The organism is Cohnella zeiphila, assembly GCF_014212055.1.
Taxonomy (GTDB): Bacteria; Bacillota; Bacilli; order Paenibacillales; family Paenibacillaceae; genus Cohnella; species Cohnella zeiphila.
The window spans coordinates 38,720-60,997 of the sequence record NZ_JACJVO010000039.1 but is presented as its reverse complement, the minus strand read 5'-3'; the positions used below and the strand labels follow the sequence as shown (position 1 = coordinate 60,997).

Here is a 22,278-nt window from a genome sequence, read left to right as displayed (position 1 = left end):
ACCGGCTCGAAGATGCTTGCTTCGCTGGGTACGCCAATGTCAGAAAAGCAAGCCCTCCGGACCGGGTCCGGGAGCTTGCTTCACGTTTTACAGCTCGGTCAGCGCCTTATACAGGCTGACAGCCGCTTCCGCACGGGTCGCCTTGCCCAGCGGATTGAGCATACCACCGTTGCCCTGGATAATGCCGGCCTGCATGAGCGTGCGCACGCTCGCCTCCGCGTACGCCGACACTTGCCCGGCGTCCTTGAATCCGTCAAGACTGTCCTCCGCGTCCGCAGCCGGCAGCTTCCCGGCAAAGCGCAGCACCCGCTCGAGCAGCACCATCATGTCCTGCCGCGTAATTTCCGCCTTCGGATCGAATCGGTTGCCGCTGCTGCCCTGGATGAGCCTGAGCCGCTTCGCCGCCGTGAGCGCCTCGTAGTAATAGTCGCCCGGCCGGACGTCGGCGAAGCCAGCGCCGTCACCTGCAGCCGCATTCGCGTCCTCCTCGAGGCCGAACGCCCGGACCAGCAGCAGCACGAAGTCCGCTCGCGTCACGTTCTTCTCCGGCGAGAAGCTTCCGTTGCCGGTCCCCTTGATAATGCCTTTGGCGGCCAACGCTACGATCGCGTCCTTTGCCCAGGCGTAGTCGCCCACATCGTGAAAGGTCGCGCCCGTTTCCGTTTCCGTGCCCGGGCCATTGCTCGGCTCCGTTCCTACGCTAGTGCCCGGGTTCGACGTCACAACCGTTCCCGGATTGCCGCCGCTGCCACCGCCATTGTCGCTGCCGCCGTTGTCGCTGCCGCCGCTGCCGCTGCCATTGTCGCTGCTTCCGCTACCGCCGCCATTGTCGCTGCTACCACTGCCGCCGCCATTGTCGCTGCCGCCGCTGCTGCCGCCGTTGTCGCTGCCGCCGCTGCCGCTGCCATTGTCGCTGCTTCCGCTACCGCCGCCATTGTCGCTTACGCCGTTGCCGCCGCTATTGTCGCTGCTGCCACTGCCGCCGTTGTCGCTGCCGCCGCTGCCGCTGCCATTGTCGCTGCCGCCGCCATTTTCATTATCGCCGCTACTCAGACCGGGGCCGCCGTACGCGCCGATATTCGGTGCCGCAGCGAACGCAACCGTGTTGCCGAAGTAATCGCTGCCGCCCCTTACGGCGTCCGGCAGCCGGCTGCTCGCATAAAACGCATTGTTGTCATTGGACGCCTTGGGCTCCGGAACTTGTACCGGCGCGGCGTTCGGATCGACGCTCAGCACGCGGTGACGCGTCTCTACGATCGTATTCGCGCCGAACTCGATCGTCTTTCCGACTCCGATGGCCGGCGAGCCTGCCATCAGCTTGTAACCGTCGAGATCGGGCGCCTGATAGCCCGCCTCGAGCGACGCCATCGTCATGCCCGTGCCCGGCGCTGCGAGCATCGGGTCCTTGTCCGTGACGTTGTGCTCGCCTTTGTCCGTCGGCTCGTTCGTGCCGTGCGTGCCGTAGACGATGTTGTAGTCGAACGCGATGTTCTGCATCTCGACTCCGGCATTGTCGTCCCTCAGTCCCCAGTTGGCCGTCGGGTTTTCCAGCTGGAAGATGTTGTTGAAGAAGCTGACCGAAGTCGGATACGAGCCGCCCCACGCCCAGAAGCTGATCGGCGAGACCGATCCGGTGGAAGGCGCCTGGTAATGGGTATTATTATAGATCAGCGTTCCGTCGGAGTAGCCGCTGAACATGTAGATCCGGTTCTTCTCGTTCTGGCTCACGTTGTAGCGGATGATCGCATCGTTCGTCTTCATCACGACCGGCCGGCCGTTCACGATGGCACCGTCCTGCGCCGGCGAGCAGATGAGCATGAATCCGCCGTCGTTGTCATGCGAGTAGTTGTATTGGAAAATCGTGCCCGTCTGCGCATAATCGACGTCATAGCCCTGTCCGTCCTGCGTCGTATAGCCGCCGAACGCCTCGTTGAACTGGAACAGGCTGTCGTCCGCGTTCCACGCCCAGATGCCGGCGCTGGCTCCTCCCGAACGGCGGTTGAAGCCGTTCACCGTGTTGTACTCGGTGATCGCGCCGATCGTCACCTGCGGCAGAATGCCGTCGCCGCCGATGTTCTCCAGGTAATTTTCCCGAATGACGACGCCCGTGCTGGGGTACCAGTCGCTGATTCCCTCGCTGCCCCAATACTTGGTGTTCTGGTTGTCGACCTCGGGGCGCAGGTTCTGCCGCGAATTCAGGGTGATGCCCTGACGGTTCACATTGCGGACGTAATTGCCTTGGATCAGAATGTCGTTGAAGTTGGACTTCGTGTCCGCGTTCCCCGTCACCTCCAGCGCCCGAGCCGGATCGCGGAATTCAACCGTGTACAGGATGCCCGCGTTGCCCCAGTAGCTCTTGGTCGCCTTGTCGCCGAGCACGTCGTGAATGTAGCAGTCTTCGATATAAATGTGGTTGAGCGTGCCCGCGTTGTCGTTGCGGATGAGAATCCCGTTGCGCAGACCCGCGGCCGGCAGGCTGTCGGCGCTGTTGCTGATCTCCAGCCCCGTGATCTCCCAGTATTGCTCGTTCTCCATGTAGATCGTCGTCGACAGCTCTTCCTGGATCGGGCTTGTCGTATTCCAGCGGACGCCGTCGTGCGAACCGATATGGGAGATGGTCATCGTCTTCCCTTGCGCATTGATGTAGGGCTTCGCGTCGGCGTCGCCGTAGCTGCCCGCCACGATCGGGTCGCCGGCGGCGCCGGACCCTCTCAACCGCAGGATGTCGCCGCTCCAGACATCGCCGGACTTGAACAGGAGCCGATCCCCGGGCGCGAACGTCGCGGCGTTCACCTTCGCGATCGTCTGCCAGGGCGTCTCCGGGGACAGCCCGTCGTTGTTGTCGTCCCCGTCGCTCATCGATACGTAGTACGTCGTATGGCCGGGGGACACATACTGTTCGATCGGCGGCGGCACGGTCAAGCCGTCCATCGCGGTCTGCAGCGCGTCAAGCGCATCCGTCAGCGATTCGTCGGAGGATGCCGGATCGGCCAGCAGCGCGCTGGCGGTTGACAGCGCATCGGCGAGTACGCTCCAGCTGGCTGGCGTATAGTCGGCTTCCCGAAGCGCGCTCGACTCCAACACCTTCGCGGAGAGCGCCGCGCGGGCTGCGGATACCTTCACGAGCTCCAGATCGTCGATGTAGCCGAAGCCGCCGTCGGAATTGTTGACGGCCTGAATACCGACTTCCGTCTGGCCGTCGCCCGTCTTGAACGGCAGCTCGAAGCGAGTCCACGTCTGGCTGTTCGAGACGACTTTGTAACCGTCCGCGAGATCCGGATGCGATGCATCGAAATACCGCACGCCCACGGTGAAGCGGGTCGAGCTGGCTTCGTTGCGAATGTAGCCAGACAGCACATAGTTCGTATCCTCTTCCAGTCCGGAGACCGTCTGCTGAATGCTCGCCTTCACGGCCATGCCCGCCGGTATGGCGGCGAATTGCAAGCCGCCGTGCGGCTGGCCGTGCCGTACGGGATCGGCGGTCTGGTAGATCGGCGTTCCGTAGCTGCTCTTGGCGGCGCCCCAGGAGCCGACTTCGTTGCCGGGCACGTCGAAGCTGCCGCTGCCGGTCTCGAAGTCGCCGTTCGGAATCGGAATGCTCGTCGTCGGCACGTCCGGTGCCGCCTTCACGGAAGCGGACGACGCGAACAGAGACCCTGCCCCCAGCGTCAGCACGAGCAGCAAGGCAAGCATGCGATGGAATCTTCTCATTGCAGTTCCTCCAGTATGGATTTGTCGTTCTGAATGTGTTGAATGTCGGCCTGGCGATAAAGCGTCTCGAGATATCCATCGAATTCGCGGTCGACGTAGCGAAGCGTCAGTTCCGGCTTCACCTCCTCGAATGACAAATAGGCCGCGGGCTTCCGCCCGGCGCAGTACAGCAGCTTCAGCATGCCGCCGTCCAGACTGTCGCTGACAACCTGTACATCGCCCACCGCCATCGATTCGGCCGCTTCATACAGCTCGCCTTGGTATTTGGACAACTCGTAGGCATTGCTCTCATCGACGGTCAGCGTCTCCGCGGTCACGGACGCGCCCGCCTTGCCGGAGTCGCCGGCTGTCCCGTCCGCGTATTCCGCATACAGTCGGTCGAACGGCTCCCCCTTCTCGTACCGTTCCTTGATTGCCGTGAGCTGCGCCTGCCCTTCCTCCGTGGCAGGCACGTTCAGCACGAGCAGCTTGATCTCGTCCTGCCCCCGGGCGTACGCATCGCGATTGGCCGCATAGAAGCGGCGCAGGTTGTCGTCCGTCGGTTGAATGGCGCCTTCGGACACGAGCGCATTCTCCAGGCTGTGCGCCAGGTTGCCCATGACCTGACTGTAATAGATCGGCTCGCTGTACGTCGGCACGCCGTAGATGACCTTCCCCGCCGCCCGATCCTGCGAACGGCGATCGTTCTCGGCCGCCATGTCGGCCAGCAGCTCATCGTACGAGACCGAGCGGGTCAGCCCCCGCTTGTAGGCCTCGATCTGCATCAGCTTGTTGTGCGCGGCGCCTTCCACCGCCTGCTCGACAGCCTCGGCGTCGTGCAGTTCCAGAGAGTTCACCTCGGCATAGGTACGAAGCTGGCCGAGCACGATCGGCTGGCCGTTCATAAGAGCAACGGCATCGCCCCGCTCCTCGCCCGTATTCGACCGCGCTGCGGATACGATGCCCGCGTACAGCGCCGCTGCCGCCAGCGCGGCGGCGGCAGCGGCTATGAAGGCCCTTCTCCCTCGCCTTCGCCTTGCTCTCCCCATGTTCATCCGTTCCTCCTTTCGTCAGCGCGGCCATGCAGCCGCTACCGATGCTCCGTGCCCGTGGCCGACGGCGGCCGGCCCCGTCTTCGCAATCGTTCAACGCGACCGCGACGAGGCAGTGTGAACGCTTCCCATCGGGAGCGCGCTCTCCCTGGAGAGCACCCCTTCCCCTTCGCGCCGATCGCAGTCATTGCCCCATCTGGCTTCATGATAAGGACTGGGCCGAATGCCTGTAGGTGGCGATCCGACACTTTTCTTGGCGTATCCTACTCAATATCGCCTAGGATCGCCTTCAGCCGCACCGTGTCCACAGGCAACCCTCCTTTTCAATGGGCATACTGCTCGGTAGGCACTGGGCGTCACTCCGGCCCGCATCTGCAAGCGCATACAATTTTGTTTCTCGCATTTCCACGCGCTCGTCGAGCTGGATGATCCCGACGTATTCCCCTGTCCGGTTCTCGAAGGCGTAGCCTTGCGCCCGCCTGTCGATTAACTCCTGCATGACGTTCAGCACGGCATACAACAGCAGCTGCCGGTCGCGCTCCGTGCGGCCGACCAGCACCTCCGCGGAGTCGATTGTCGCGACCGGCACGAGATACGGCTGTTTCGTCGGCAGCTTCAGGCCGAGGAAGTCGAGCTGCTCCCGGACCGCCTTGGCCATGCGGTTGCCGTCCATCGCCGGCATCATAATATCCGTCAGCACGATGTCCGGCTTGATGCGCTCGATCAGTTCCAGTCCCGTATCGCCGTCATCCGCCTGCCCGGCCAGCTCGATGCCGAGCGTCGCCCAGTCGAACACAGCGCTTGGGCCTTGGCGCACGACCGGCTCGTCGTCCGCGATGACCAGCTTGTACATCGCGCCCCCTCTCCTTCCGCTTCTTTCAACATAAGCGAAGACATCGCGGCTTAGCCGTCATGTCTTCGCTTGGCTATCGATTCGGTGCCGTGAAAACCGCTCAGCCCTTCTGGAACACCACGTTCTGGCTGGCCAACCCGGCGTGCAGATCGTCCACGTCGACATCCAGAAGCCGGAGACCGCGCGCCGCCGCAATCGATGCGGCGATGCCGGCCGCCTGGCCGAGCCCGTAGCAGGTCGCCTGTACCCGCATCGACGACATCGCCACGTGCGTGGCCGACATGGCCCGTCCCGCGACAAGCAGTCCCTCCACGCCCTTCGGCACTAGGCAGCGGTACGGGATGTCGTAGCCGTCGATCTTCCGCTCGTCCGTGCCCGCCTTGCCGTCGGGACTGTGGATGTCGATCTCATAATTCGTCTGCGCCACGACGTCGCGGAATCGCCGGCCGGCGAGCAGATCATCCTCGCTCAGCGTGTAGTGCCCGACGATCTGGTTCGTCTCCCGGACGCCCGTCTGCCCCGGCACGTGCGACAGCACGTATTGCTCATGCCCGTTGCGCTGCAGGTAGTCGGCGACCGCGAACACCTGCCGCAGCGCTTCCCGCTCCGCGCGGCTCGCCTCCCGGACCTTGGCGCCATTGCCCTTGACCCGCGTCATGTTGACGAGCAGATTACCCGGCTCGCTCTGCTCCCAATGCAGCAGCCGGCCCTGCGGCAGCTCCTCCACGCTCTCGTACCGGGGGCAGCCCTCAGGCAGCGACAGCTTCACCGGCCTGCCCGTGTCCTGCATCATGAACATCATCGTCATTGGCTGCGTCATCCCGTCGCCTTCCCGACCGGACGTGTAGGTGGCGCCCGCATCGATGGCGACGCGCCCGTCGCCCGTACAGTCGATGAACACATCAGCTTCGAAGGCGATCAGTCCCTCGCGCGAATTCGCGACAACGGCCTTCACCCGCCCCTGCTCCGTCACGGCGCTGACGAAGCCGACGTGGAACAGTACGTCCACGCCTTCCTTCTCCAGTTTCTCGTTCAAGTAGTACCGGAGCCGGAACGGATTGTACTGGGGCCAGATCGACCCTTTATGATTGTCCGGCAGCGGCTGCTGCGGCATGAACTCGGAGACGATCTCGCGATAGATGCCCGTCACGTTACCGACGCCCATGAAGACGCTGACGTTTGCCAGCGTTCCCATGCCACCCAATTGGCCGGATTGCTCAAGCAGCAGGACCTTCCGCCCGCAGCGGGCCGCCGCGATCGCAGCCGCCACACCGGCCGGCCCTCCGCCGACGACGACGATATCGGCCCGCTCGAAGACCGGGGCTTCCTTCTGGATCATATAACTGACCATTCGCTTCCGCTTCCTTCCATGTCAATTAAATCGAACAAAATCAGGCTACGCCCCGGTTCACCTCCATCTTATACGCTAAGTCGCCTGCGGCAGTAGAGGACAATCCGAATCTTTCTGGTGTTATTCTTCAATATTTCAATGTTTGCGCGATTTCGTCAGGCCTATGGCACCATTTGCGAGGAGATCGGTTTCGTTACGTTCTCGCGCTATGCATGCCGGTCGTAGACTCGTCGCTTACGAACATCGATCCGTATACCGGCAAAGCACTTGCGATCCGGCCACTTCCCAAACGAAAGGCAGCCACTCGCCCGGAGATGGCTGCCGTCCGATTTTACTTTGCCGCGTTGGCGGCGTACCATTCGTTCGCTCTTTGGCAATCTGATCGCTGCCCGACTTTCTCCAGTTGGACACCATCTTGTCGAATTCGTAGATCCCGGCCTGCCCGTAAAAGGGATCTTGTTGTACTTCTCGTTCACGAGCTTGTTCAGCAACTCGTTCTTCTGCTTCATAGCCTCGGTCCGCCTTAATCCGCCAGACGCAAGATTTTATCCGCAACAACCTCGGTTCGACCACATTGTCCACCATTGCCGCGATCGTTCACTTGAACCCTTCGTATTTGCCGAAGATTTACAAGATTGAAACGAGCGAAGTCATCAGCGAATACTTGCTAGCGCCCGGATGGAACAGGCGGCGGTTCTGCAGCGGGAGACCCGAGAGAAAATTTACGGCATCTCGGAAAAGCAGGGCTACCAGAAGCCGAGTTACTTCATTCAACTGTTCAAGAAAACGTTCGGCATGGTGCCTCAAGAATATCGGAACAGGACGCAATGAAATCAAAAAAAAAGACCTTCCGCGGCGCGAGCCCGGAAGGTCTTTCGAGTTGAACCTGGTTTTACTTTTGGATGGAAGCGACAGCGCCGGCGCCAACCGTACGACCGCCTTCGCGGATGGAGAAGCGAGTTCCTTCTTCAACGGCGATCGGAGCGATCAGTTCGACCGTAACCGTGATGTTGTCGCCCGGCATAACCATTTCCGTACCTTCCGGCAGGTTGATGATGCCCGTAACGTCCGTCGTCCGGAAGTAGAACTGCGGACGGTAGCCCGTGAAGAAAGGCTTATGACGGCCGCCTTCTTCTTTTGTCAGGACGTAGATTTGAGCGGTGAAGTTCGTGTGCGGCTTAACCGAACCCGGCTTCGCCAGAACTTGGCCACGCTCGATTTCCTTACGGTCAACGCCGCGCAGCAGCGCGCCGATGTTGTCGCCGGCTTGAGCGGAGTCCAGCAGCTTGCGGAACATTTCAACGCCGGTAACGACGGATTTCTTGGTTTCTTCGTGCAGACCGATGATCTCGATTTCGTCGCCGATCTTGACAGCGCCGCGTTCTACGCGACCCGTCGCAACCGTACCGCGACCCGTGATCGTGAATACGTCCTCGACCGGCATCAGGAACGGCTTGGAAACATCGCGTTCCGGCGTCGGGATGTACGTATCCACTTGCTCGAACAGCTCAACGATCTTGTCAGCCCAAGGGCCGTCCGGATTTTGAAGAGCTTCGCGAGCAGCGCCGCGGATGATCGGAGTGTCGTCGCCCGGGAACTCGTACTCGTTCAGCAGGTCGCGAACTTCCATTTCAACCAGCTCAAGCAGCTCTTCGTCTTCAACCATGTCGCACTTGTTCAGGAATACGACGATGTAAGGAACGCCTACTTGGCGGGAGAGCAGGATGTGCTCGCGCGTTTGCGGCATCGGGCCGTCAGCTGCGGATACGACCAGGATCGCGCCGTCCATTTGAGCAGCGCCGGTGATCATGTTCTTAACGTAGTCGGCGTGTCCCGGGCAGTCAACGTGAGCGTAGTGACGGTTCGGCGTTTCGTATTCAACGTGAGCCGTAGAGATCGTAATCCCGCGCTCGCGCTCTTCCGGAGCCTTGTCGATTTGGTCGAATGCAACGGCAGCGCCGCCGTATTTCTTGGACAGAACAGTCGTGATCGCAGCCGTCAGCGTCGTTTTGCCGTGGTCGACGTGACCGATGGTTCCGATGTTAACGTGCGGTTTGTTACGTTCAAACTTAGCCTTTGCCATGGAATTTTCTCCTCCTTAATAAGGAACAGGAATTTTATGGGGTGACGGGCGGGAAACGGCTAAAGCCGTCCGAGCCCGTCCGAAACCAAACCGGATTAAGCGCCTTTGTGCTTGGAGATGATCTCTTCCTGGATCGATCTCGGCACTTCTTCGTAGTGCGACAGTTCCATCGAGAACACGCCGCGTCCTTGCGTACCGGAACGAAGAACGGTGGAGTAGCCGAACATTTCAGCCAGCGGCACTTTCGCACGAACGATGACGGCGCCGTGGCGCGTGTCGCTTCCTTCGATGCGTCCGCGACGGGAGCTGATCATGCCCATGACGTCGCCCATGTATTCTTCCGGAACGGTAACTTCGACTTTCATGATCGGCTCGAGCAGTACCGGAGCGCATTTGTCCTTCGCTGCCTTGAGCGCCATGGAGCCGGCGATCTTAAACGCCATTTCGTTGGAGTCGACGTCATGGTAGGAACCGTCGAAGATCGTGGCCTTGATGTCCACGAGCGGGAAGCCCGCGAGAACGCCGTTCTTCATCGACTCTTCGATACCCGCTTGTACCGGCGCGATATATTCGCGCGGTACGACGCCGCCGACGATCTTGTTCTCGAACACGAAGCCTTGGCCCGGCTCGAGCGGTTCGAACTCGATCCAGCAGTGGCCGTATTGGCCGCGGCCGCCGGACTGGCGAACGAACTTGCCTTCGACCTTTGCAGCCTGCTTGAACGTCTCGCGGTAAGCAACTTGCGGCTTGCCGACGTTCGTCTCGACCTTGAACTCGCGAAGCATGCGGTCGACGAGAATTTCCAGGTGCAGCTCGCCCATGCCGGCGATGATCGTCTGGCCGGTCTCTTCGTCGGTATGCGCGCGGAAGGTCGGATCCTCTTCGGCGAGCTTCTGGAGCGCGATACCCATCTTGTCTTGGTCGGCTTTGGTTTTCGGCTCGACCGCAAGCTGGATAACCGGTTCCGGGAAGTTCATCGATTCGAGGATAACCGGATTTTTCTCGTCGCACAGCGTGTCGCCGGTCGTCGTATCTTTGAGGCCGACGGCAGCGGCGATGTCGCCCGCGTAAACCTCGCTGATCTCTTGACGGCTGTTCGCGTGCATCTGCAGAATCCGGCCGATCCGTTCGCGCTTGTTCTTCGTAGCGTTAATGACGTACGAACCGGAATTCAGAATGCCGGAGTACACGCGGAAGAACGTCAGCTTACCGACGTACGGGTCGGTCATGATCTTGAACGCCAGCGCGGAGAACGGCTGGTCGTCCGCGGACTTGCGAGTCGTCTCGGTACCGTCTTCGAGATGTCCCTTGATATCCGGAACGTCGATCGGAGCCGGCAGGAAGTCGACGACCGCGTCCAGCATCGGCTGAACGCCTTTATTGCGGTAGGAAGAGCCGCAGACGACCGGGAAGATTTTCACTTCGCAGACGCCCTTGCGAAGACCTTTCTTGATTTCGTCCACCGTCAGCTCTTCGCCTTCGAGGTACTTCATCATCAGTTCTTCGTCAAGCTCGGCAACCTTCTCCACCAATTCCATGCGCAGCTCTTCGACCTTGTCGGCCAGATCTGCGGGAATCTCGGATTTGACCGGCTCTTTGCCCAGATCGTCCTTGTAGACATAAGCGACCTTCTCGATCAGGTCGACCATGCCGACAAAATCGTTCTCGGCGCCGATCGGCAGTTGAATCGCGACGGCGTTGGCTTGCAGACGGTCCCGCATGTCCTTAACGACTTGCAGGAAGTCCGCGCCGATGATATCCATCTTGTTGACGTACGCGATGCGCGGAACCCCGTAACGGTCGGCTTGACGCCATACCGTCTCGGACTGCGGCTCTACGCCTTCTTTGGCGCTGAATACGCCAACGGCTCCGTCCAATACGCGCAGAGAGCGCTCGACCTCGACCGTGAAATCCACGTGTCCCGGCGTGTCGATGATATTGATGCGGTGGCCCTTCCACTGAGCGGTCGTCGCGGCGGACGTAATCGTGATGCCGCGCTCCTGCTCTTGCTCCATCCAGTCCATCGTCGCGGCGCCTTCGTGCACTTCGCCGATCTTATGAACGCGTCCGGTATAGAACAGGATCCGTTCCGTGGTCGTGGTCTTGCCCGCGTCAATATGCGCCATGATGCCGATATTGCGCGTATTCTGTAAGGAGAACTCCCTTGCCATGCATTTGTCTCCTTTCGCTTCCGTGACTCCGCGGAATTACCAGCGGTAGTGGGCGAATGCTTTGTTGGCTTCTGCCATCTTGTGCGTGTCTTCGCGCTTCTTGACGGCCGCTCCCGTGTTGTTGGAAGCATCGAGAATCTCGGCTGCGAGACGCTCTTCCATCGTCTTCTCGCCGCGGTTGCGGGAGTAGTTGACGAGCCAGCGAAGTCCAAGGGACGTGCGGCGCTCCGGCTTTACCTCAATCGGAACTTGATAGTTGGCGCCGCCCACGCGGCGAGCCTTGACTTCAAGCACCGGCATGATGTTTTTCAGCGCGGCTTCGAACACTTCCATCGGATCTTTGCCGGAACGTTCGCGGATCAGGTTGAACGCATTGTACAGCAGCTGCTGGGCAACGCCTTTCTTCCCGTCGATCATGATCCGGTTGACGAGACGAGTCACCAGCTTGCTATTGTAGACCGGATCGGGGAGAACATCCCGCTTCGGTACAGGTCCTTTACGAGGCATCGATCGGTTCCTCCTTTCTCATTCTTGTTATACCAGGCTCAGCCTATACGATAGGCGAGACTTATTTTTTCGCTTTGGCGCGCTTCGTTCCGTATTTGGAACGGGCTTGCTTGCGGTTGTTGACCCCTGCGGTATCGAGCGCTCCGCGTACGATATGATAACGGACACCCGGAAGGTCTTTGACCCGGCCGCCGCGAATCAGAACGACGCTGTGCTCTTGCAGGTTGTGGCCGATTCCCGGAATGTAAGCCGTAACCTCGATGCGGTTCGTCAGACGAACCCGCGCGTATTTCCGCAATGCGGAGTTCGGCTTCTTCGGCGTCATCGTGCCGACGCGGGTGCAGACCCCGCGCTTCTGAGGGGCGCTCAGATCGGTCTCGACGCGCTTCAGGGCGTTAAAACCCTTCTGCAGTGCGGGAGATTTCGATTTGACGACCTTCGGTTCGCGGCCTTTGCGTACGAGCTGGTTAATTGTTGGCATGTTGTTGCCACCCCCTTCCCATGATTTGAACAATCGGCGAAAACACCTCAAGCTCCCGGTCGTGCGAAGCCCACAGATCCAGGCGGTTCATTTCGAGAAATGCGAAAGGGTCCGCCCGGTCCCTTCCTTGAAGAAGAGGCCGATTCGAGCCCTGAATTCTTATTCCTCCGCGACAGCGGCCGCAGCCGTGCCGACGTCAATGCCGCACGATTTGCCCAGGTTGCGCATCGTATCCACGAACGTGACGGGAACGCCACGCTGCTTGCACAGCTGTAAAATACGGCCGACCAGGCGGGAATCTGCATCTTGCGCCACATAGACCATTCGGGCATTACCTTGCTCCACCGTCTTGGCCGTCTGCTTGGTACCGACTTTCACGCGTCCGGGCGGCAGACGTCCGATGTCATCCACAGGACTTCCCACCTCCGGCAGCATAAAATACAGCACGTCGGGCACACACTAGAACATCTTATCATCCGGACTGGGCAGTGTCAAGATTATGCGGCTGCGATATGCTCGCTCGCCTCTCGTTTTTTTAAGATGATTTGCGACTCTTCGCCTGCATGGAGATCGCTCCGTTGAATCCGCATTCGGCCGCTCCTTTTTGATCAACTCGATACATATACAGCCGGCTCCATCAAAAGTTGCGTTTCCTTCTCGGCCGAACCCGCAGCAATTCTGTGGATAACCCCTTTTGGCAAATCGGATTGTTCACAACCGGATGTGGAAAAAGTGTGAAAGTTGTGAATAATCAGCCTTGTGAAAATATGGTTGTCCCCATGTGGATAATAGCTCTATTTATTTCGCTATGCACACGAAGAGTTAGTCATATGTGAATAAGCTTGATGGCGGACTAGCTTTACAGAAAATAAAGAGCCCAAAAGCAAGAAAGGCAGACCCTGTCTCAACCGAGACAAAGGTCTGCCTTTTGCTTGCTTTACATGGTTAATCGATCGTGACGGCTTCCAAGTCGGACTCTTCGCCTTCCGGTTCGTCCAGCGGAGAGACGACTTTGATGTTGCGGTAGCGGGACATTCCGGTTCCGGCCGGAATGAGCTTCCCGATAATGACGTTCTCCTTGAGGCCGAGCAGGCGGTCGACTTTGCCCTTGATGGCGGCGTCGGTCAGCACGCGCGTCGTCTCCTGGAAGGAAGCGGCCGACAGGAAGGAGTCGGTCTCCAGCGAAGCCTTCGTAATCCCGAGCAGCACCGGACGCGCGACAGCCGGTTCTTGGTCCGACATGATCGCTTCGCGGTTCGCCGACTCGTATTCGTGCACGTCGACGAAGGAACCCGGCAGCAGCTTCGTGTCGCCCGGATCGACGATCCGGATTTTGCGAAGCATCTGCTTGATCATGACTTCGACGTGCTTGTCGTTGATTTCGACCCCTTGGTTCCGGTAAACGCGCTGAACTTCCTGCAGAATGTAGTTCTGCACGCCGCGGACGCCCTTGATCCGAAGAATCTCCTTCGGGTCGATGGAACCGTCGGTCAACTCGTCGCCGGCTTCGATCTGCAGGCCTTCGTAGACGCGGATACGCGAACCGTACGTGACGGCGTACACCTTCGTCTCGGCGTCTCCCTGCACTTCGATCTCGCGGCGATCCTTCGTCTCGCGAATTTCCTTGACGACGCCGTCGATCTCGGAGATGACCGCCTGGCCTTTCGGATTGCGGGCTTCGAACAGCTCCTGGATCCGCGGAAGACCTTGCGTGATGTCGTCTCCGGCAACGCCGCCGGTGTGGAACGTACGCATCGTGAGCTGCGTTCCCGGCTCGCCGATCGATTGGGCCGCGATAATGCCGACGGCTTCCCCGATCTCGACTTTTTTGCCGGTCGCGAGGTTGCGGCCGTAGCACATCTTGCACACGCCATGGCGCGCGCGGCAGCTAAGCACGGAACGAATCTGCAGTCTCGTCACGCCGGCGGCGACGATCTCTTCCGCCTTGACGGAGTCGATCAGGTCGTTGCGTCCGACGATGATCTCGCCCGTCTCCGGATGGCGGATCGTCTCGAACGAGTAACGGCCTTCGATACGGTCGTACAAGTCCTCGATGATCTCCTTGCCGTCTTCGATCCGGGTGACGAAGATCCCCTTGTCGGTGCCGCAGTCTTCCTCGCGAACGATGACGTCCTGCGCGACGTCGACGAGACGGCGGGTCAGGTAGCCCGAGTCCGCGGTCCGCAGCGCCGTATCGGCCAGACCTTTCCGCGCGCCGTGGGTCGAGATGAAGTACTCGAGAACCGTAAGGCCTTCGCGGAAGTTCGATTTGATCGGAAGTTCGAAAATCCGTCCCGACGGCGTCGCCATCAGGCCGCGCATGCCGCCGAGCTGAGTGATCTGCGACTTGTTGCCGCGCGCCTTGGAGTCGACCATGAGCATGATGTTGTTGTAGCGGTCCATCGACTTCATGAGCACGTCGGTAATCTCGTCCTTCGTCTTCGACCAGATCTCGATGACGCGGTCGTACCGTTCGTCGTCCGTGATCAGACCGCGGCGGTATTGGGTCGTAATGACTTTAACCGCTTCGTCGGAGCGCTTCAGGATGTCGAACTTCTCCTTCGGCACGACGACGTCCGCCACTGCGACCGTGATCCCGGCGCGGGTGGAATACGTGAAGCCGAGCTTCTTGATGTTGTCCAGAATGATCGACGTCTGCATCGTATGGTACCGGTTGAAGCACTCGCCGATAATCTGGCCCAGGTATTCTTTGCCGACGGCGCCCGGAGTCGGAACTTCCTGCATGAACTTGTCGACGTCCGCGCCTTTGTCGTAGATGAAATATTTTTCGGGCGTTCCCTTGAGCAAGTTATCCTTGGTCGCTTCGTTGATGTACGGGAACGTATCCGGGAAGATCTCGTTGAAAATGATCTTGCCGATCGTCGTTACGAGAAGAGCGTCCTGCTGCTTATCCGTGAACGACTTCTTGTGCAGAGCCTTGACCGGAATGACGACGCGGGCGTGCAAATCCGCCGCTCCGCGCTGATACGCGGATACCGCTTCGTTCACCTCGGACAGACGCAGACCGGCCCCCGGAGCTTCCTTGTTGTCCATGGTCAGGTAGTAACAGCCCAATACCATGTCCTGAGAAGGCGTAACGACCGGCTTGCCGTCCTTCGGGTTCAGGATGTTGCCGGAAGCCAGCATCAAGAGGCGCGCTTCCGCCTGCGCTTCGGACGACAGCGGCACGTGAACGGCCATCTGGTCGCCGTCGAAGTCGGCGTTGTAAGCCGTACAGACGAGCGGATGCAGCTTGATGGCGCGGCCTTCGACCAGAATCGGCTCGAACGCTTGGATGCCGAGGCGGTGAAGCGTAGGCGCGCGGTTCAGCAAGACCGGATGTTCCTTGATGACGTCTTCGAGAACGTCCCACACTTCCGCGCTGACGCGTTCGACCTTGCGCTTCGCGCTCTTGATGTTGTGGGCCAGCCCCTTCTGCACAAGCTCCTTCATAACGAAAGGCTTGAACAGCTCGAGCGCCATCTCCTTCGGAAGACCGCATTGGTACATCTTCAGGTCCGGACCGACGACGATAACCGAACGGCCGGAGTAGTCGACGCGCTTGCCGAGCAGGTTCTGACGGAAGCGTCCTTGCTTGCCTTTCAGCATATGGCTCAGCGACTTGAGCGGACGGTTGCCGGGTCCCGTGACCGGACGGCCGCGGCGGCCGTTGTCGATGAGGGCGTCGACGGCTTCTTGAAGCATCCGCTTTTCGTTCTGAACGATAATGTCCGGCGCGCCCAAATCGAGCAGACGCTTCAGACGGTTGTTCCGGTTGATGACGCGGCGGTACAGGTCGTTGAGGTCGCTCGTCGCGAAACGGCCGCCGTCAAGCTGTACCATCGGACGCAGTTCCGGCGGGATGACCGGCAGAACGTCGAGAATCATCCAATCCGGCATGTTGCCGGAGTTGCGGAACGACTCAATGACTTCCAGCCGCTTGATCGCGCGGTTGCGGCGTTGGCCTTGGGCGGTGCGCAGCTCTTCCTTCAGCGTATCGAGCTCGCGGTCGAGATCGATGTCCTGAAGCAGACGCTTGACCGCTTCGGCGCCCATGCCGGCTTGGAAAGCATAGCCGTACTTCTCGCGATAGCTGCGATACTCCTTCTCGGAGAGAAGCTGCTTCTTCTCCAGCGGCGTATCGCCCGGATCCGTCACGACGTAGGAAGCGAAGTAGATGATCTCTTCCAGCGAACGCGGCGACATGTCGAGGGCAAGCCCCATCCGGCTCGGAATGCCTTTGAAGTACCAGATATGCGAGACGGGAGCGGCCAGTTCGATGTGTCCCATCCGCTCGCGGCGCACTTTGGCGCGGGTGACTTCAACGCCGCAGCGGTCGCAGACGACGCCTTTGTAACGAACGCGCTTGTACTTGCCGCAATGGCATTCCCAGTCCTTCGTCGGCCCGAAAATTTTCTCGCAGAACAAGCCTTCCTTCTCGGGCTTCAGCGTCCGGTAGTTGATCGTCTCGGGCTTCTTGACTTCGCCTCGCGACCACGAACGGATTTTGTCCGGGGAGGCCAATCCGATCTTCATAAACTCGAAATTGTTGACGTCTAACAAGGAGCAAACCCTCCTTCATCGTTGCTGCGGATTTCGATACGGTATCGATATCGGCGGCGAGCCGTCCGGATAACCGCCGCGCGAAGCGGCCGGTCAGCCGGGAAGCGGCTCGCAGCCGCTCGGGAAACGTTGCCTTCGTGCCGTCAGTCGGCGCCGACTTCGGAACCTTCCAGGTTCAAGTTCAGCTTGTCGCCGGTCGTGTCGTCCTCGTCGTCCATTTCCTTCATCTCGATCTCCTGCTCGTCGCCGGCCAGAATCTTGACATCCATGCCGAGGCTTTGCAGTTCCTTGATCAAGACCTTGAACGACTCCGGAACGCCCGGCTCCGGAACGTTCTCGCCCTTGACGATCGACTCGTACGTTTTGACGCGGCCGACCACGTCGTCGGACTTGACGGTCAAAATCTCTTGCAGCGTATAAGCGGCGCCGTAAGCTTCAAGCGCCCACACTTCCATCTCCCCGAAGCGCTGGCCGCCGAACTGGGCTTTACCGCCGAGCGGCTGCTGCGTAACGAGCGAGTACGGGCCGGTGGAGCGAGCGTGAATCTTGTCGTCGACCATGTGCGCCAGCTTGATCATGTACATGACGCCGACGGTAATCTCCCGTTCGAACGGTTCGCCCGTGCGGCCGTCGTACAGAACCGTCTTGCCGTTGCGCTGCATGCCGGCTTCTTCCATCGTATCGAATACGTCGTTCTCGTGCGCGCCGTCGAATACCGGCGTCGCGGCACGGATGCCGAGGTATTTGCAAGCCATGCCCAGATGCACTTCGAGCACCTGGCCGATGTTCATCCGCGACGGAACGCCGAGCGGGTTGAGCACGACCTGGACCGGCGTGCCGTCCGGCAGGAACGGCATGTCTTCTTCCGGCAGGATGCGGGCCACGACCCCTTTGTTCCCGTGGCGTCCGGCCATCTTGTCGCCTTCGGAAATCTTCCGCTTCTGCGCGATGTAGACGCGCACCAGCTGGTTGACGCCCGGCGGCAGCTCGTCGCCGTTCTCGCGGGTGAATACCTTCACGTCGACGACGATGCCGTCGGTGCCGTGAGGCACGCGCAAGCTCGTGTCGCGCACTTCGCGCGCCTTCTCGCCGAAGATCGCGTGCAGCAGCCGCTCTTCCGCCGTCAGCTCGGTGACGCCCTTCGGCGTGACCTTGCCGACGAGGATGTCGCCGGCGCCGATCTCGGCGCCCACGCGGATGATGCCGCGCTCGTCGAGGTTGCGCAGCGCGTCTTCCCCGACGTTCGGGATGTCGCGCGTGATTTCTTCCGGTCCGAGCTTCGTGTCGCGCGCTTCGGACTCGTATTCTTCAATGTGGATCGACGTATAGACGTCTTCGCGAACCAGCTTCTCGGACAGCAGGATCGCATCCTCGTAGTTGTAGCCTTCCCATGTCATGAACGCGACGACGACGTTGCGGCCGAGCGCCAGTTCGCCGTTCTCGGTGGACGGACCGTCCGCCAGGATGTCGCCTTTCTTGACGATGTCGCCCCTGCGGCTAAGCGGACGCTGGTTAATGCACGTCCCTTGGTTGGAGCGCATGAATTTTTGCAGCTTGTATTTGACGAGATCGCCTTTGACTTCCTTGCCGTCGATCACTTCGGTGCGGCGAAGCCAAATTTCGTTGGCGGTCACCCGTTCAATAATTCCGTCGTACTTGGATACGATACAAACGCCGGAATCTTTCGCCGACTTGTGCTCCATGCCGGTGCCGACGTACGGCGAGTCCGGCACGAGCAGCGGCACCGCCTGACGCTGCATGTTCGATCCCATCAGCGCGCGGTTCGAGTCGTCGTTCTCGAGGAACGGAATCATCGCGGTGGCCACGGACACGACCTGCTTCGGCGAGACGTCCATGAAGTCGACCCGGTCCGAAGGCATCGTCAGAATGTTGTCGGCCTGCTTGTTGTAACGGACGATGACCATGTCGTCGGCGAACTTGCTGTCTTCCGTCAGGATGGCATTCGCCTGCGCAATGATGTAGTTATCTTCTTCGTCCGCCGTCATATAGACGACTTCCTCGGTGACGCGGCCGGTCGTATGGTCGACCTTGCGGTACGGCGCTTCGATGAAGCCGTACTCGTTGATGCGCGCGAACGTCGAGAGCGAGTTGATCAGGCCGATGTTCGGACCTTCCGGCGTCTCGATCGGACACATCCGGCCGTAGTGCGAAGGATGCACGTCCCGCACTTCCATGCCCGCGCGTTCCCGCGTCAGACCGCCGGGGCCGAGCGCGGACAGGCGGCGCTTGTGCGTCAGCTCGGCGAGCGGGTTCGTCTGGTCCATGAACTGCGACAGCTGCGAAGAGCCAAAAAACTCTTTGATCGCGGCGATGACCGGACGAATGTTGATCAGCGCTTGCGGCGTGATCGCGTTCTGGTCCTGAATCGACATCCGCTCGCGAACGACGCGTTCCATCCGCGACAAGCCGATGCGGAATTGGTTCTGCAGCAGCTCGCCGACGGAACGAAGGCGGCGGTTGCCCAGATGGTCGATGTCGTCCGTGCTGCCGATTTCATGCAGCAGGTTCATAAAGTAGTTGATCGCGGCGATGATGTCCGCCGGCGTAATATGCTTCACCGACTTGTCGATGTTGCCGTTGGAGATGATCTTCACGACTTTGCCGTCTTCGTCCGGAGAGTAGACGTTGATGCACTGCAGCGGAATGTCTTCCGCCTCGTTGACGCCTCCGGCGACGCGGTACGTCTTGAACCCGACGTTCTTCTCCAGCATCGGAAGAATCTGGTCGAGCAGGCGGCGGTCGATCATCTGGCCGGCTTCGGCGAGGATCTCGCCCGTCGAAGGATCGACCAGCGTCTCGGCGAGCCGCTGATTGAACAGGCGATTCTTGATGTGAAGCTTCTTGTTGATCTTGTAGCGGCCGACGTTGGCCAGATCGTAGCGCTTCGGATCGAAGAAGCGGGCGATAAGGAGGCTTCTAGCGTTCTCCAGCGTCGGCGGTTCGCCCGGACGCAGACGCTCGTAAATTTCGATCAGCGCCTTCTCCGTGGAGTCGGTGTTGTCCTTCTCCAGCGTGTTCCGAATGTACTCGTCATGCCCGAGCAGATCGAGAATTTCGGCATCGGTGCCGAATCCGAGAGAGCGAAGCAGAACCGTGACCGGAATTTTGCGCGTCCGGTCTATCCGTACATAAACGATATCTTTCGCGTCCGTCTCCAACTCCAGCCATGCGCCGCGGTTGGGGATAACGGTCGCGGTAAAAGTCTTCTTGCCGTTCTTGTCTACTTTGGTGCTGTAGTAGACGCTCGGCGAACGAACCAGCTGGCTGACGATGACGCGTTCGGCGCCGTTAATAATGAAAGTGCCGGTCTCCGTCATGAGCGGGAAATCGCCCATGAACACTTCCTGCTCCTTGACTTCCCCCGTCTCCTTGTTCAGGAGCCGGACTTTGACGCGAAGCGGGGCGGCGTAGGTGACGTCTCGTTCCTTCGATTCGTCTACGGAATACTTCGGTTCGCCGAGGCTGTAGTCGATGAACTCCAGCACCAGGTTGCCCGTAAAGTCCGAGATCGGCGAGATATCTTGGAAAATTTCGCGCAGGCCTTCGTCCAGGAACTTCTGGTAAGACTGCTGCTGAATCTCGATCAGGTTGGGAACTTCCAACACTTCGTTAATGCGGGCGTAGCTGCGCCGCGTACGGCGGCCATACTGAACAAGATGTCCTGCCAATTAACCTCACCCCTTCAGTCTACTTCAACACAAGCGAGAACGAGATCCTCTCTCCAGCAGTAGCAGAGGCAGCCGTTCCGCGGGCGTACGCGCTCGTAACCCGGCCAAATGACAGGACAAACGGCCGGACAACGAAAATAAAGAAAAGCCCTTATGCGCCGGTAGGCGGCACAATGGCACCCGTTATCCAGTCATTTGCCCAAAACAAACCCATTATACGCCATGGGAACCATTTTTATTCCTGACGACGTAAATTTGGGTCTTGACATTTTAGCCGATTAAAGACAATGAGCCTATTCTAATACTGACATTTTTTAATGATACCATATTGAAATCTGGGAGTCAAATCTTTTTTGCGCTAAAAATTGGAGGGATGTTTCTTTAAGTATAACGTTTTCGGCTTCCCGTTTCAAAGGTATCTCTTATCGGCAGCATTTGACCGTTCCCGTCCCGGGGCTTCATAGAAAACCACCTCCCCATCCGCCTTGAGAGTCGTAGTTCCTTCGCCTCTTGCGATTACTCTGATTGCAATCGCAGCTATTCGCCCGATCGGCCCCGGCGCAAAAAAGCGGCTCCCCCATCGCTCGGAGAGAACCGCTTCTTCCATCATTATTAGAACCTTAACCGGTCCGGGTTCGCCCTCGATCCAGGGCGGCGATACGCTCTACCCCAGCTTTCTCCCAGGCTACACCGTCAGCGGAGGAAGCGAGGCGAAGTCATCGGGAAGCCGGACGAGATACAGGTTCCCGTAGCCGTTCTTGTCGCTGGTGAAAAGCAGCCGTTTTCCTTCCGGATCGAACCGGGGATGGGCGTGCACCTTCTGCGAGTGAAAGCTGCAGCGCAATTCGCACAGCGTATATGGCCCTTCGTAACGCCCGTCGGCGCCGCGCTGCCAGACGGAGATCGTCTTGACCGCGCCCTTGCCGTCCACGACCGCGTGACCGAACCCGTCGGCGAAGCCGTGCCACGTGTCGAACCCGAATTCCGTCTCCTCCATCCCGGTATTGTCGTAGCGGATGCTGCCGAAGAAGTTCGTTCCGTTCTCCCGAAAACCGTGATAGCCGACCGTTGCGCCGTCGGGGTAAAAAAATTCGTGCCCGACTTTCTCCTTCGGCTCCAGCCGCTCGCGAATTTTCCACGCCCGGCCGTCGCGCAGATCCAGCCCCCAGATCCGGTGGTCGACCAGGTGCCAAGGTCCTTCGTGGCAGAACGTGATGAGCCAGGGAACGGTCGGCGAAGCGTTGATATGGGTGATGAAACGGTTCGCCTCATAGACGATCTCCGGCTCCGCCTTGCCTTCCGCGGACAAGCGGATGATCCGGCTGTTCGGAGCGGCCTCCATCAGCTCGCGGTGCCCGACATAGCCGTTGCCGAGGTCGAGCCGGATGCGGTGCGACAAGTCTTCCTGCAGGCACGTGACGACCGACAGGCCGTCGGACGTGCAGTTCAGGTTGCCGATATGGAAGCCGTCCGGCGCCCTGAACAGCTCGGTCTCCTCCAGCGTGGCCAAGTCAAGACGGATCAGCGTTCGCCGGACCTTGACGAATGCGATGCGGCCATCCGGGCTCAAGCATGCGTCGAGCGCGTCGTTGCCGGGATAATCCGTCAGTTGGGTCATCTCCCCGCTGTCGACGCGAAGACTGAACAAATTCGCGCTGTTCTCCCTGTCCGAGACGAACAGCACGCGTTTGCCCCCGTCATGCCAGCCGTTCTCGGTAAAATACAGATGATGGCTATGCGCCTTGTAATCGGTCAGCTGCACGACTTCGATATCGGTCAGCCGGTCGCGGTACGCCTCCCGTTCCGAAGGCCACACTTTCCCTTTTCCCATCGTCCAA

13 protein-coding genes are annotated in these 22,278 nt (G+C 59.9%); 1 reads left to right on the top strand and 12 read right to left on the bottom strand.

Annotated elements, in window-relative coordinates:
• Positions 1-87: 87 nt before the first annotated feature.
• The 4 genes from H7C18_RS28945 to H7C18_RS28930 all read right to left on the bottom strand — a co-directional run bounded on the left by H7C18_RS28945 (position 88) and on the right by H7C18_RS28930 (position 6,946).
• Positions 88-3,711 (bottom strand): S-layer homology domain-containing protein, encoded by a 3,624-nt coding sequence (locus H7C18_RS28945; protein WP_185132605.1) that lies wholly within the window; start codon positions 3,709-3,711, stop codon positions 88-90.
• Complete coding sequence (locus H7C18_RS28940) at positions 3,708-4,739, bottom strand: peptidylprolyl isomerase (RefSeq protein WP_185132604.1); 1,032 nt, start codon at positions 4,737-4,739, stop codon at positions 3,708-3,710. The genes H7C18_RS28945 and H7C18_RS28940 overlap by 4 nt, the downstream gene beginning before the upstream one ends.
• Before the next feature lie 292 nt (positions 4,740-5,031).
• Positions 5,032-5,595: a response regulator gene (locus H7C18_RS28935; protein ID WP_185132603.1), complete on the bottom strand. Its 564-nt coding sequence runs from the start codon at positions 5,593-5,595 to the stop codon at positions 5,032-5,034.
• A gap of 100 nt (positions 5,596-5,695) precedes the next feature.
• Positions 5,696-6,946: an FAD-dependent oxidoreductase gene (locus tag H7C18_RS28930; protein WP_185132602.1), complete on the bottom strand. Its 1,251-nt coding sequence runs from the start codon at positions 6,944-6,946 to the stop codon at positions 5,696-5,698.
• Between the two features lie 660 nt (positions 6,947-7,606).
• Between H7C18_RS28930 and H7C18_RS36135 the strand changes: the two genes are divergently transcribed.
• Positions 7,607-7,777: a helix-turn-helix domain-containing protein gene (locus tag H7C18_RS36135; RefSeq protein WP_420481891.1), complete on the top strand. Its 171-nt coding sequence runs from the start codon at positions 7,607-7,609 to the stop codon at positions 7,775-7,777.
• 61 nt (positions 7,778-7,838) lie between these two features.
• Here the strand turns inward: H7C18_RS36135 and tuf are convergent, their stop codons facing one another.
• The 8 genes from tuf to H7C18_RS28885 form a co-directional block, all read right to left on the bottom strand.
• Positions 7,839-9,029, bottom strand: a complete 1,191-nt coding sequence (tuf, locus tag H7C18_RS28920) for an elongation factor Tu (RefSeq protein ID WP_185132600.1) — start codon at positions 9,027-9,029, stop codon at positions 7,839-7,841.
• A gap of 95 nt (positions 9,030-9,124) precedes the next feature.
• Complete coding sequence (fusA, locus tag H7C18_RS28915; RefSeq protein ID WP_185132599.1) at positions 9,125-11,200, bottom strand: elongation factor G; 2,076 nt, start codon at positions 11,198-11,200, stop codon at positions 9,125-9,127.
• A gap of 36 nt (positions 11,201-11,236) precedes the next feature.
• Complete coding sequence (rpsG, locus tag H7C18_RS28910) at positions 11,237-11,707, bottom strand: 30S ribosomal protein S7 (protein WP_185132598.1); 471 nt, start codon at positions 11,705-11,707, stop codon at positions 11,237-11,239.
• A 61-nt stretch (positions 11,708-11,768) separates the two neighbouring features.
• Positions 11,769-12,188 (bottom strand): 30S ribosomal protein S12, encoded by a 420-nt coding sequence (gene rpsL, locus H7C18_RS28905; RefSeq protein WP_185132597.1) that lies wholly within the window; start codon positions 12,186-12,188, stop codon positions 11,769-11,771.
• Positions 12,189-12,347: 159 nt separating this feature from the next.
• Positions 12,348-12,599 carry a ribosomal L7Ae/L30e/S12e/Gadd45 family protein gene (locus tag H7C18_RS28900; protein WP_337913921.1) on the bottom strand — a complete coding sequence of 84 codons (252 nt, stop codon included), beginning with the start codon at positions 12,597-12,599 and terminating at the stop codon, positions 12,348-12,350.
• 534 nt (positions 12,600-13,133) lie between these two features.
• Positions 13,134-16,751, bottom strand: coding sequence for a DNA-directed RNA polymerase subunit beta' (rpoC, locus tag H7C18_RS28895; protein WP_185132596.1), 3,618 nt, complete (start codon positions 16,749-16,751; stop codon positions 13,134-13,136).
• A gap of 143 nt (positions 16,752-16,894) precedes the next feature.
• Positions 16,895-20,440: a DNA-directed RNA polymerase subunit beta gene (gene rpoB, locus H7C18_RS28890; protein WP_185132595.1), complete on the bottom strand. Its 3,546-nt coding sequence runs from the start codon at positions 20,438-20,440 to the stop codon at positions 16,895-16,897.
• A 685-nt stretch (positions 20,441-21,125) separates the two neighbouring features.
• Positions 21,126-22,271 carry an oligogalacturonate lyase family protein gene (locus tag H7C18_RS28885; protein ID WP_185132594.1) on the bottom strand — a complete coding sequence of 382 codons (1,146 nt, stop codon included), beginning with the start codon at positions 22,269-22,271 and terminating at the stop codon, positions 21,126-21,128.
• Between the last annotated feature and the right edge of the window lie 7 nt (positions 22,272-22,278).

What these genes read in the sequence shown, in the direction of transcription:
- H7C18_RS28945 (WP_185132605.1), bottom strand. Translation starts at nt 3,711, where the DNA reads ATGAGAAGATTCCATCGCATGCTTGCCTTGCTGCTCGTGCTGACGCTG.
- H7C18_RS28935 (WP_185132603.1), bottom strand. Translation starts at nt 5,595, where the DNA reads ATGTACAAGCTGGTCATCGCGGACGACGAGCCGGTCGTGCGCCAAGGC.
- tuf (WP_185132600.1), bottom strand. Translation starts at nt 9,029, where the DNA reads ATGGCAAAGGCTAAGTTTGAACGTAACAAACCGCACGTTAACATCGGA.
- rpsL (WP_185132597.1), bottom strand. Translation starts at nt 12,188, where the DNA reads ATGCCAACAATTAACCAGCTCGTACGCAAAGGCCGCGAACCGAAGGTC.
- H7C18_RS28940 (WP_185132604.1), bottom strand. Translation starts at nt 4,739, where the DNA reads ATGGGGAGAGCAAGGCGAAGGCGAGGGAGAAGGGCCTTCATAGCCGCT.
- fusA (WP_185132599.1), bottom strand. Translation starts at nt 11,200, where the DNA reads ATGGCAAGGGAGTTCTCCTTACAGAATACGCGCAATATCGGCATCATG.
- H7C18_RS28885 (WP_185132594.1), bottom strand. Translation starts at nt 22,271, where the DNA reads ATGGGAAAAGGGAAAGTGTGGCCTTCGGAACGGGAGGCGTACCGCGAC.
- rpsG (WP_185132598.1), bottom strand. Translation starts at nt 11,707, where the DNA reads ATGCCTCGTAAAGGACCTGTACCGAAGCGGGATGTTCTCCCCGATCCG.
- H7C18_RS28930 (WP_185132602.1), bottom strand. Translation starts at nt 6,946, where the DNA reads ATGGTCAGTTATATGATCCAGAAGGAAGCCCCGGTCTTCGAGCGGGCC.